Below are 10,824 nucleotides of genomic sequence, written 5' to 3'. Positions count from 1 at the left end.
TTGATCAGGCCGAGCGGGACCTCGCCCTTGTCGACGGCCTCCAGGACCTTGAGGTTGTTGTCGTAGGTCTTGGGCTCGTTGCGACCGCCGGGCGGCGGTCGAGGGCCTCTCCGTGCTCTTCAGGCGGTACGGACTACAGGCCGACTTCCTTCATCAGCATGCCGACCTCGGTGTTGCTGAGCCGGCGCAGCCAGCCCGACTTCTGGTCGCCCAGGGTGATCGGGCCGAAGGCCGTACGCACCAGCTTCTCGACCGGGAAGCCCGCCTCGGCGAGCATGCGGCGCACGATGTGCTTGCGGCCCTCGTGCAGCACGACCTCGACCAGGTAGTTCTTGCCGGTCTGCTCGACGACCCGGAAGTGGTCGGCGCGCGCGTAGCCGTCCTCCAGCTCGATGCCGTCCTTGAGGCGCCTGCCGACCTCGCGGGGCAGCGGGCCGGTGATGGCCGCCAGGTAGGTCTTCTTCACGCCGTACTTGGGGTGGGTGAGACGGTGGGCCAGCTCGCCGTGGTTGGTGAGCAGGATGATGCCCTCGGTCTCGGTGTCGAGCCGGCCGACGTGGAAGAGCCGCGTCTCGCGGTTGGTGACGTAGTCGCCGAGGCACTGGCGGCCGTCGGGGTCCTCCATGGTGGAGACGACGCCCTCCGGCTTGTTCAGCGCGAAGAACTGGTACGACTGCGTCGCGACCGTCAGGCCGTCGACGCGGATCTCGTCCGAGTCCTTCACCCGCAGGCCCTGCTCCAGGACGATCTCGCCGTTGACCTCGACACGGGCCTGCTCGATCAGCTCCTCGCAGGCACGGCGGGAGCCGTAACCGGCACGGGCCAGGACCTTCTGCAGGCGCTCGCCCTCCTGCTCGGCGCCCGGGAAGGTCTTGGGGGTCTTGATCTGGGGCTTGTTCGCGTAACGCTCGCGGTTGCGCTCCTCCGCGCGGGCGTCGTACTCGCGCGAGCGCGCCGGCGCCGTGCGGCCACCGCCGCGCTTCGGGGACTGCTTGGGGCCGCCCTTGGCACCGCCGCGGGCCGTGTCGCCGCGACCACGCTTGGGGCCGCCGCCCTGGCCGCCCTCGGAGGGACGGTTGCCGGCCATGCCGTCCACGTCGTAGGCGCGCTCCTCGGGGCGGACGTTGCGCGGACGGCCGGCGCTCTGGCCGCCCTGGCCGCCGCGGCTCTGACCGCCCTGGCCGGACGGACGGCCCTGGCCGCCCCGCTCGTCGCGGTTGTTGCCCGCTCCCCGGTAGTTGCCGCGGCCGCCGCTCTTGGCACCACGGCTCCCGCCGTTGTTTCCGCTGTTCCTGCCGCTGCTGCTTCGCATCAAACTTCCGTTGTCTCGTCTGCGTGCCCGGCGCCTTCGTCTGCGTCGGGGTCGAACGACGGGACGCCTTCCAGGGAGTCCGCCTCGACCGCTTCCGCCTCGGGGAGGAAGGGCGCGAGCTCCGGGAGCTCGTCCAGGCCGCGCAGGCCCATCCGCTCCAGGAAGTAGTTCGTCGTCCTGTACAGGATCGCACCTGTTTCGGGTTCCGCGCCCGCCTCCTCCACCAGACCGCGCTGGAGCAGGGTGCGCATGACCCCGTCGCAGTTGACTCCGCGCACGGCGGAGACCCGGGAACGGCTGACCGGCTGGCGGTACGCGACGACGGCCAGCGTCTCCAGGGCCGCCTGGGTGAGCCGGGCCTGCTGCCCGTCCAGGACGAAGGCCTCGACGGCGGCGGCGTGCTCGGCGCGGGTGTAGTAGCGCCAGCCGCCGGCGACCAGGCGCAGCTCGAAGCCGCGGCCCTGGACGGTGTACTCGTCGGCGAGCTCGCGCAGGGCGTCGGCGACCTCGCGCGGGGTGCGGTCGAGGGCCTTGGCGAGCCGCTCGGGTGTGACGGGCTCGTCGACGACCATGAGGACGGCTTCGAGGGCGGGCTTGAGATCGCTCACGGGGCGTCCTCCCTGGTCTCCTGAACTTCCTGATCGAATTCGTCGGTGACGGCGGCGGCCGCCGCGCCCGTCTCGCCGCCCGTCCAGGAGACGGTGAGGTCCCCGAGCGCGGTCTCCTGGTCGAGGGCGACGGCCTTCTCCCGGTACAGCTCCAGAAGGGCGAGGAAGCGGGCCACGACGGTCAGGGTGTCCTCGGTGCCGGCGACCAGCTCGCGGAAGCTCAGCGTGCCGCGCTCGCGCAGCAGCGCGACCACGATGCCGGCCTGTTCGCGCACGCTGACCAGCGGGGCGTGGATGTGGTCGACGTACACCTGCGGCTCGGCCCTGGGCTGCATGGCCTTGACCGCCAGCTTCGCGAAGCCCTCGGCGCCGATGGAGATGACGACCTCGGGCAGCAGCTCGGCGTGGTGCGGCTCCAGACCGACGGTGCGCGGATACCGGCGTCCTTCGCTCTCCCAGCGCTCGGCGAGGATGTCGGCGATCCGCTTGTACGCGCGGTACTGCAGCAGCCGGGCGAAGAGCAGGTCCCGCGCCTCCAGGAGCGCGAGGTCGGCCTCGTCCTCGACCTCGGCGGCGGGCAGCAGCCGGGCGGCCTTGAGGTCGAGGAGCGTGGCGGCGACGACCAGGAACTCGGTGGTCTGGTCGAGGTCCCAGTCGGGTCCCATGGCGCGGATGTGTGCCATGAACTCGTCGGTCACCTTGGACAGGGCGACCTCGGTGACGTCCATCTTGTGCTTGGCGATCAGCTGGAGCAGCAGATCGAACGGCCCCTCGAAGTTCGCCAGGCGCACGGTGAAGCGCCCGTCACCGCCCTCGACGGGCTCGGACGGCTCGGAAGCGGGAGCCAGGGGCGCGGGCGCCTCGGGCTCCGGCTCCCGTACGGCCTGAGGCTCGGGCTCCGGCTCCCGTACGGGCTCCGGCTCCGGAGCCGCCACCGGCTCCCGTACCGGCGCCTCCACCGGCACCGGCACCGGGGCCGTCCCCGGCCCCCGCCCCAGGGCGCGGCGGCGGGGCGGGCGGGACGTTTCGTCGGGCGGAGGGGGCATCGGGGTCCTGGTGGAGCGTGGAGCGGGGGTGCGGCAGCCCGCAGGCTACCGTCAGCGGCCGCGCAGGCGGCGCACGAGGATGCTCGCGTCGCCGCGGGACTCCAGGTCCGCGAGGACCACCGCGACCGCCTCGCGGACGATCCGGCCGCGGTCGACCGCGAGGCCGTGCTCGCCGCGCAGCACCAGGCGCGCGTGCTCCAGGTCCATCAGCTCCTCGGCGGAGACGTAGACCGTGATCTTCTCGTCGTGGCGCTCGCGCCCGCTCGGGCGCCGGCTGGCGGCGCGGGCGCGCCGGCGGGCCTGGGCCGGGGTGGCGGGGGCGGAGGCGGTGCCGGGGGCCGGAGTCGCGGACTTCGGGTCGGCCGTCCGGGCGCGCGGCTCGGCGGTCTCCGTGCCGGCCGCCGCGTGCTCGGCGGATCCCTCCGCCGGCGCGGCCGCGGCAGCCGCCGAGTCGCTCTCGCCCGCGGGTGGCGGAACGGTCCGGCGCGGCGAGGAGGACTGCAGCGCCATTCCCCCGGTCGTACGGAACAGTTCGTCGGCGCCGGGCAGACTCACTCGGCGTGACACCGGGCGAGCACCTCCCTGGCGAGCTGACGGTAGGCCGCGGCGCCCACGCTGTTCGAGGCGTACGTGGTGATGGGCTCGCCGGCGACGGTGGTCTCCGGGAAGCGCACGGTCCGGCCGATCACGGTGTGGTACACGTGGTCGTCGAAGGCCTCGACGACGCGCGCGAGCACCTCGCGCGAGTGCACCGTCCGCGAGTCGTACATCGTGGCGAGGATGCCGTCGAGCTCCAGCTCCGGGTTGAGCCGCTCCTGGACCTTCTCGATGGTCTCGGTGAGCAGCGCCACGCCGCGCAGGGCGAAGAACTCGCATTCCAGCGGCACGATGACCTTGTGAGCGGCCGTCAGGGCGTTCACGGTGAGCAGGCCGAGCGAGGGCTGACAGTCGATCACGATGTAGTCGTAGTCGTTCATCAGCGGCTTGAGGGCGCGCTGGAGCGTGGACTCGCGCGCGACCTCGGAGACCAGCTGGACCTCGGCGGCCGACAGGTCGATGTTGCTCGGCAGCAGGTCCATGTTGGGGACCGCGGTCTTGAGCAGCACCTCGTCCGCCGACATGCCCCGCTCCATGAGCAGGTTGTAGACGGTGAGGTCGAGCTCCATGGGGTTCACGCCGAGGCCGACCGACAGGGCTCCCTGCGGGTCGAAGTCGACGAGCAGGACCCGCCGTCCGTACTCGGCGAGTGCGGCGCCCAGGTTGATGGTCGACGTGGTCTTGCCGACGCCGCCCTTCTGGTTGCACATCGCGATGATCTTCGCGGGTCCGTGGTCGGTCAGCGGGCCCGGGATCGGGAAGTACGGCAGGGGCCGTCCGGTGGGGCCGATCCGCTCGCGGCGCTGCCGGGCAGCGTCGGGTGCGAGGGTGGCCGCGTACTCCGGATCGGGCTCGTACTCGGCGTCGGGGTCGTAGAAGTGCCCCTCGGGCACCTCGTCATAGGCGGCGAAGTGGGTGGACTCTCGGCCCATCTCGTTGCCGGCCGTGGCGTTCACGTGTAGGCCGTCCGTCATCTTCATCGTATGGGCTGACGTCATGGGCTGGTGCGTCGCGAAGGTCCGCACCGCGACGGAGCCGATCGGGGCTCCTGGCTGGACACCCTCGGGAGTAAATGTCGACTCATTCACAAGTCGTCTTACCTCCTTGGATTGACCAGGAACATTTATCGATAGGTCAGCGTGGCACCATGCCGACGGTTGGCGACTCTATGGCGTGTCACCGGTCCGCAGCAACACAATCCACCGGACCCGGCCCGATGTGTCGGCAACCGAACACCCCGCTGTCAAGGGTGCGCAGACAGGGAACCGTACGTTTCGAGGCTGCGCGAAACGGTTAAAGAGTTACGTTCGAGGCGAGTTGACCAGGCGTCGGAACGTGGCCGGACACACATCGGGCCGGACCTTGCTCGACAAGGTCCGGCCCGGTGCGCGGGGTTGACGGCGAATGTTGACAGCCGTCCAGTCCGGTCAGCCCAGGAGGCTGCTCAGCTCGACGTGGTCGTAGCCGTGCGCCTCGGCGACCTCCTTGTAGACGACCTTGCCGTCATGGGTGTTGAGACCCTTGGCGAGGGCGGCGTCGCGGCGCAGCGCCTCGACCCAGCCGTTGTTCGCCAGCGACACGATGTAGGGCAGCGTGGCGTTGGTGAGGGCGTAGGTGGAGGTGTTCGGGACCGCGCCCGGCATGTTGGCGACGCAGTAGAAGACCGAGTTGTGGACCTGGAAGGTCGGCTCGGCGTGGGTGGTCGGGTGGGAGTCCTCGAAGCAGCCGCCCTGGTCGATGGCAATGTCGACAAGGACACTTCCGGGCTTCATCTTGGCGACGAGCTCGTTGGTGACCAGCTTCGGGGCCTTGGCGCCCGGGATGAGGACGGCACCGACGACGAGGTCGGCCTCGACGACGGCCTTCTCCAGCTCGAAGGCGTTGGAGACGATCGTCTTGACCTTCGTGCCGAAGATCTTGTCGGCCTCGCGGAGCTTGTTGATGTCCCTGTCGAGCAGGGTCACGTGGAAGCCCAGGCCGATGGCGATCTGCACGGCGTTCCAGCCGGAGACGCCGCCGCCGATGACGACGCACTCGCCGGCGTGGGTGCCGGGGACGCCGCCGGGGAGCACGCCGCGGCCGCCGGCCGAGCGCATCAGGTGGTAGGCGCCGACCTGCGGGGCCAGGCGGCCCGCGACCTCGGACATCGGGGCGAGGAGCGGGAGCGCGCGGTTGGCGGTCTCGACCGTCTCGTAGGCGATGGCGGTGGTGCCGGACTCGAGGAGCGCGTCGGTGCACTCCTTGGAGGCGGCGAGGTGCAGGTAGGTGAAGAGCGTCTGGTCCTTGCGGAGGCGGTGGTACTCCTCCGCGATGGGCTCCTTGACCTTGAGCAGCAGGTCGGCGGTGGCCCAGACCTCGTCGGCGGTGGCGAGGATCTCGGCGCCGGCCGCGACGTACTCCTCATCCGTGATCGAGGAGCCGACACCGGCGTTCTGCTCGACGAAGACCTGGTGTCCGTTGCGGACGAGCTCGTGGACACCGGCGGGGGTGATGGCCACGCGGAACTCGTTGTTCTTGACCTCGCGGGGGATGCCGACCTTCATCGTCGATCACGGTCCTTGAATCGGGGGAAACGGGGTGCACTGCGATACATACCCGGATGCATCACCGCACACCGGGACAGACCACGTTCGAACGCGGCACACCCAGTCTAATGAAGGAGTTCCCGCTGTCTAGCCTTTCAAAGTACTAATCTTCTTCAGAAGCACTGCGGATTTCGTAGGCGGAGGAGTCGCTTCCAAGGAGTCTTTCGGCCGCGGACCGATGCAGCCGCGCCGCGGCGGGGTCGCCGAGCCGGTCCAGGGTGTCGGCGAGCCTGAGCTGGAGCGCAGCCTGGAGCCGTACGTCCTGGGCGCGACGCGCCCAGTCGACCGCCTCCTCGCAGGTCCGCAGGCTCTCCTCGGGGCGGCCGGCGTACTCCTGGACCCGGGCGGCCTCGCTCAACGCCCGTGCGTAGCCGGGGAGATCGGCGAGCCGCCGGTAGCCCGCGGCGGCCGCGCGCCAGTTGCGCAGCGCCTCCCCGTACCGCCCGGCATAGGTGTGCACGGCGCCGAGCCGGCCGTAGAGCCTGGCCTGATCCGCGCGCTCGTCGCGGGCGAGCCGCTGGGCGAGCGCGCGTCCGTACCAGTCGCCGGCCCGCTGCCAGTCACCCAGCTCCTGGTAGGCGCCACCTACGGATTCCATTGCGCGGCCGGTCGCATACGGATCATTTGCTTGCCTTCCGGCGTCCAATGCCGACCGATATCGTTGCAGAGCCTCCTCGGTGCGTCCGGTTCTGGCATCCAGATCGGCGAGATTGAGCAGGGCCGCGGCCCGCTCCCGGTGCAGTCCGCGCCGCTCGGCGACGTCCAGGACGAGCCGGTGCAGCCCGTACAGATCGGGGGCGGCGGACTCGGCTCCCCGGTGCGCGGCGAGCGCCCGCACCAGCGCCGCGATCAGCCGCCGGGCCAGGGTGTCGAGTTCGCCGTCGGCGACGGCGAGCCGGGCCGCGGCGAGCAGCACCGGCCGCCGGCTGTCCAGCCAGGCCCGGGCGGTCGGGGTGTTGGGGAAGCGCAGGGCGCGGGGCAGCCCGGCGAGCTTGCGCCGGGCCGGGGAGCCCTCGGGCTCGGTGACGGCGCGACTGGACTGCAGCAGCCGCACCGTCCGCTCCAGCATCCGGGCCCGGGCCAGCTGCACCTCGGCCGGCCGGTCCTGCTCGGTCAGCTGCTCGCGCAGCAGCGGCACCAGATGCGCGCCCACCTCGTACTGCCCGTCCCCGCCCGGGATCTCCCGTACGAGACCGAGCGCGGCGAAGTCCGCGAGGGTGGTCGCGGCGGCGGACACCGAGCAGCCGGCGAGCGCGGAGGCGGTGTGGGCGTCGGCCCGGCCCAGCGGGGCGAGCGCCAGATGACGCAGTATCCGGGCGGCCGGCTGCGGCAGGGACTCGTGGACGAGGGTGAAGGCGCGGGTGACCGGGTCGCCGGTCAGGCCGCGCAGGCGCTTGGTGAGGTCGGCGACCGAGGCCTTGGGGCGGGCGGCGAGCCAGCCGCCGGCCAGGACGAGGGCACCGGGCAGTCCGCCGCACTCCTCGGCCAGGCTCTCGGCGGCCTGCGGATCGACGGTGACCCGGACGGAGCCGGTGAAGACGGTGAGCAGTTCGATCGCCGACTTGGGGTCGAGACCGCCGACCGTGCAGGGCCGCACGTCCGGGATGCCGGTGAGCGGGCCGCGGGCCACCCCCACCACCAGGGTGTCGGGGTTGTCGGGCAGCAGCGGGTCGACCTGCTCGGCATCGACGGCGTCGTCGAGCAGCAGCAGCGCCCGGCGCCCGGCGAAGGCGGTACGGACCAGGGCGGTCAGCTCGTCCTCGGCGGCGCCCGGCGGCTCGGCGACGCCGAGCGCGGCGAGCAGGTCCTGGGCGGCGCGGGCGGTGGGGACGGGGTCGCCGCCGGGCTCGGTGAGCCGGGCCCGGAACACTCCGCCGGGGTAGTCGGCGGCGAGCCCGCCGACCAGCTCCTCGGCGAGCGCGGTCCGCCCCGAGCCAGGCTTGCCGGCGATCAGCAGGACCCGGGCGCGGGGTGCCTTGCGGCCGGTCAGGGTGTCGAGCCCGGTGCGTTCGATGTCGGCCCGCAGTGCCTTCAACTCCCGCTGGCGACCGTAGAACCGCAAGGCGCCGACCGCTGCCACCGCCTGATCCGTCACGGGCCACGCTCCCGTCCACCTGCGCACCCTGCGCACGACGATCCCGCGGGGGCTCCGCACGGGCGATCACGAGCGTAGTTCAGCGGGCCCCGCGCACCCGGCGGAGCGCGGCGGACGAATCCCCCGATCGGATCAGCCGATGTTCAGACCGGCCGACCCGCACACCCCCCAGGGCCTGTCCGACCCTGATCCGCCAGACAGGCCCTACGCCTCGAACGGGCGGGCCGGCCACTCCGCGTCGGCCGGGCGCAGCGCGTCCAGGCCCTCGCCCGCGCGCGCCGCCATCAGCGAGAGCACGCCCACCACGAGGCAGTTGTTGTGCAGCTCGCCCGCCAGGACGCCGCGCACGAGCTCGGCCAGCGGGACCCGGGCGTACTCCATGTCGGCCTCCTCCTCGGAGACCTCGAACCGCTCCCCCTCCGCCTCGGCCAGATCGCGGGCCAGGAAGATCCGCACGGCCTCGTCGCAGCCGCCGGGCGTCGTGTAGACGTCGGCGAGCACCCGCCAGTCCCCGGCCTTGACGTGCGCCTCCTCGTACAGCTCGCGCTGGGCGGCGTGCAGCGGGTTCTCGCCGGGCACGTCGAGCAGGCCGGCCGGGATCTCCCACAGCTTCTGCCGCACCGGGTGCCGGTACTGCTTGAGCAGCAGCACCCGGTCCTGCTCGTCGAGGGCGACGACCGCGACCGAGCCGGGGTGGACCTGGTAGTCGCGGCGGACGACCGAGCCGTCCGGCATGACCACCTCGTCCGTGCGGACACTCGTCTTCTTTCCCGTGAAGGGGGTGGTGGTGGCGGTGACCTGCCACTCCTCCGGGGTGTCCTGCACCTGCATCGGGAGTCCTCTCGTACGAAAACCGGGGTACGGGTCCACAGGACCCGTACCCCGGCAACGTTAACGCCCGGCGGCTACTCGGCCGACGCGCCCGCCTTGCGCTCGACGGCCGCCTTCACCAGACCGGCGAACAGCGGGTGCGGGCGGGTCGGGCGGGACTTGAGCTCCGGGTGCGCCTGGGTGGCGACCAGGTAGGGGTGGATGTCCTTCGGGTACTCGACGAACTCCACCAGCTTGTTGTCCGGGGAGGTGCCGGAGAAGACCAGGCCGGCCTTCTTCTCCAGCTCCGCGCGGTAGGCGTTGTTCACCTCGTAGCGGTGGCGGTGGCGCTCCTCGACGTACGGCTCGTCGCCGTAGGCCTCGCGGACGACCGAGCCCTCGGCAAGCTTGGCCGGGTAGAGACCGAGGCGCATCGTTCCGCCCAGGTCGCCGGCGCCCTCGACGTACGCCAGCTGCTCCTCCATCGTGGAGACGACGGGGTGCGCGGTGGCCGGGTCGAACTCGGTGGAGTTGGCCTCGGGGATGTCGGCCAGGTTGCGGGCGGCCTCGATCACGATGCACTGCAGGCCCAGGCAGATGCCGAGCAGCGGCACCTTGTTCTCGCGGGCGTAGCGGATGGCGCCGACCTTGCCGGCCACGCCGCGGTCGCCGAAGCCGCCGGGGACGAGGATCGCGTCGCAGTCGCCGAGCTGCTGCTCGGCGCCGGCCGGGGTCTTGCAGTCGTCGGAGGTGACCCACTTGACCTTGACCCGGGCCTTGTTGGCGAAGCCGCCGGCCCGCATGGCCTCGGTGACCGAGAGGTAGGCGTCGGGAAGGTCGATGTACTTGCCGACGAGCGCGACAGTGACCTCGTGCTCGGGGTTGTGGACACGGTCCAGGAGGTCCTCCCAGACGGTCCAGTCCACGTCGCGGAAGGGCAGGTCGAGCTTGCGGACGACGTAGGCGTCCAGGCCCTCGGTGTGCAGCACCTTCGGGATGTCGTAGATCGACGGGGCGTCGATGGCGGCGACCACGGCGGCCTCGTCGACGTCGCACATCAGCGAGATCTTGCGCTTGATGGCGGTCGGGACCTCGCGGTCGGCGCGCAGCACGATGGCGTCGGGCTGGATGCCGATGTTGCGCAGGGCGGCGACGGAGTGCTGGGTCGGCTTGGTCTTCAGCTCGCCGGACGGGCCGATGTAGGGCAGCAGCGAGATGTGCACGACGAAGACGTTGTCGCGGCCGACCTCGTGGCGCACCTGGCGGACGGTCTCCAGGAACGGCAGCGACTCGATGTCGCCGACCGTGCCGCCGACCTCGGTGATGACGACGTCGACGTCGTCGGTGGCCATGCGGCGGATCCGGGACTTGATCTCGTTGGTGATGTGCGGGATGACCTGCACGGTGTCACCGAGGTACTCGCCGCGCCGCTCCTTGGCGATGACCTGCGAGTAGACCTGGCCGGTGGTGACGTTGGCCGAGCCGTCGAGGTCGACGTCGAGGAAGCGCTCGTAGTGGCCGATGTCCAGGTCGGTCTCGGCGCCGTCGTTGGTGACGAACACCTCGCCGTGCTGGAACGGGTTCATGGTGCCGGGGTCGACGTTCAGGTACGGGTCGAGCTTCTGCATCGTGACCCGCAGGCCGCGGGCCTTGAGGAGCGCACCCAGGCTGGAGGCGGTCAGGCCCTTGCCGAGGGAGGAGGCGACACCCCCGGTGACGAAGATGTGCTTGGTCGTCGTGGTGTTGGGCGGCATCGCCAAGAGGGGGCTCC

9 protein-coding genes are annotated in these 10,824 nt (G+C 71.6%); all 9 read right to left on the bottom strand.

Going from position 1 to position 10,824, the window contains the following annotated elements:
- Positions 1-133: 133 nt before the first annotated feature.
- The 9 genes from AB0C73_RS35145 to AB0C73_RS35105 all read right to left on the bottom strand — a co-directional run bounded on the left by AB0C73_RS35145 (position 134) and on the right by AB0C73_RS35105 (position 10,807).
- Positions 134-1,312, bottom strand: a complete 1,179-nt coding sequence (locus AB0C73_RS35145) for a pseudouridine synthase (RefSeq protein WP_362537853.1) — start codon at positions 1,310-1,312, stop codon at positions 134-136.
- Positions 1,312-1,920 (bottom strand): SMC-Scp complex subunit ScpB, encoded by a 609-nt coding sequence (gene scpB / locus AB0C73_RS35140; protein WP_362537852.1) that lies wholly within the window; start codon positions 1,918-1,920, stop codon positions 1,312-1,314. Before scpB ends, AB0C73_RS35145 begins: the two co-directional genes overlap by 1 nt.
- The gene (locus tag AB0C73_RS35135; protein ID WP_362537851.1) at positions 1,917-2,966 is read right to left on the bottom strand and encodes a segregation/condensation protein A; all 1,050 of its coding nucleotides are present in this window, start codon (positions 2,964-2,966) and stop codon (positions 1,917-1,919) included. The genes scpB and AB0C73_RS35135 overlap by 4 nt, the downstream gene beginning before the upstream one ends.
- Positions 2,967-3,017: 51 nt before the next feature.
- Positions 3,018-3,521, bottom strand: a complete 504-nt coding sequence (locus tag AB0C73_RS35130; RefSeq protein WP_362537860.1) for a hypothetical protein — start codon at positions 3,519-3,521, stop codon at positions 3,018-3,020.
- Positions 3,518-4,561 (bottom strand): ParA family protein, encoded by a 1,044-nt coding sequence (locus tag AB0C73_RS35125; RefSeq protein WP_362537850.1) that lies wholly within the window; start codon positions 4,559-4,561, stop codon positions 3,518-3,520. The genes AB0C73_RS35130 and AB0C73_RS35125 overlap by 4 nt, the downstream gene beginning before the upstream one ends.
- A gap of 429 nt (positions 4,562-4,990) precedes the next feature.
- Entirely contained in the window at positions 4,991-6,106 is a 1,116-nt protein-coding gene (gene ald / locus AB0C73_RS35120) for an alanine dehydrogenase (RefSeq protein WP_362537849.1), read from the bottom strand.
- A gap of 145 nt (positions 6,107-6,251) precedes the next feature.
- On the bottom strand, positions 6,252-8,243 hold the full coding sequence (locus AB0C73_RS35115; RefSeq protein ID WP_362537848.1) for a tetratricopeptide repeat protein: 1,992 nt from the start codon (positions 8,241-8,243) through the stop codon (positions 6,252-6,254).
- A 204-nt stretch (positions 8,244-8,447) separates the two neighbouring features.
- Positions 8,448-9,074, bottom strand: a complete 627-nt coding sequence (locus AB0C73_RS35110; protein ID WP_362537846.1) for an NUDIX hydrolase — start codon at positions 9,072-9,074, stop codon at positions 8,448-8,450.
- A gap of 74 nt (positions 9,075-9,148) precedes the next feature.
- Positions 9,149-10,807, bottom strand: a complete 1,659-nt coding sequence (locus tag AB0C73_RS35105; RefSeq protein WP_362537844.1) for a CTP synthase — start codon at positions 10,805-10,807, stop codon at positions 9,149-9,151.
- Between the last annotated feature and the right edge of the window lie 17 nt (positions 10,808-10,824).

It is taken from the genome of Streptomyces sp. NPDC048623 (assembly GCF_040650755.1).
GTDB lineage: Bacteria > Actinomycetota > Actinomycetes > Streptomycetales > Streptomycetaceae > Streptomyces.
This window is presented reverse-complemented; position numbering and strand designations above follow the sequence as displayed.

Coding starts and splice junctions, on each gene's coding strand:
- ald (WP_362537849.1), bottom strand. CDS start 6,106: ATGAAGGTCGGCATCCCCCGCGAGGTCAAGAACAACGAGTTCCGCGTG.
- AB0C73_RS35110 (WP_362537846.1), bottom strand. CDS start 9,074: ATGCAGGTGCAGGACACCCCGGAGGAGTGGCAGGTCACCGCCACCACC.
- AB0C73_RS35145 (WP_362537853.1), bottom strand. CDS start 1,312: ATGCGAAGCAGCAGCGGCAGGAACAGCGGAAACAACGGCGGGAGCCGT.
- AB0C73_RS35135 (WP_362537851.1), bottom strand. CDS start 2,966: ATGCCCCCTCCGCCCGACGAAACGTCCCGCCCGCCCCGCCGCCGCGCC.
- AB0C73_RS35125 (WP_362537850.1), bottom strand. CDS start 4,561: ATGACGTCAGCCCATACGATGAAGATGACGGACGGCCTACACGTGAAC.
- AB0C73_RS35105 (WP_362537844.1), bottom strand. CDS start 10,807: ATGCCGCCCAACACCACGACGACCAAGCACATCTTCGTCACCGGGGGT.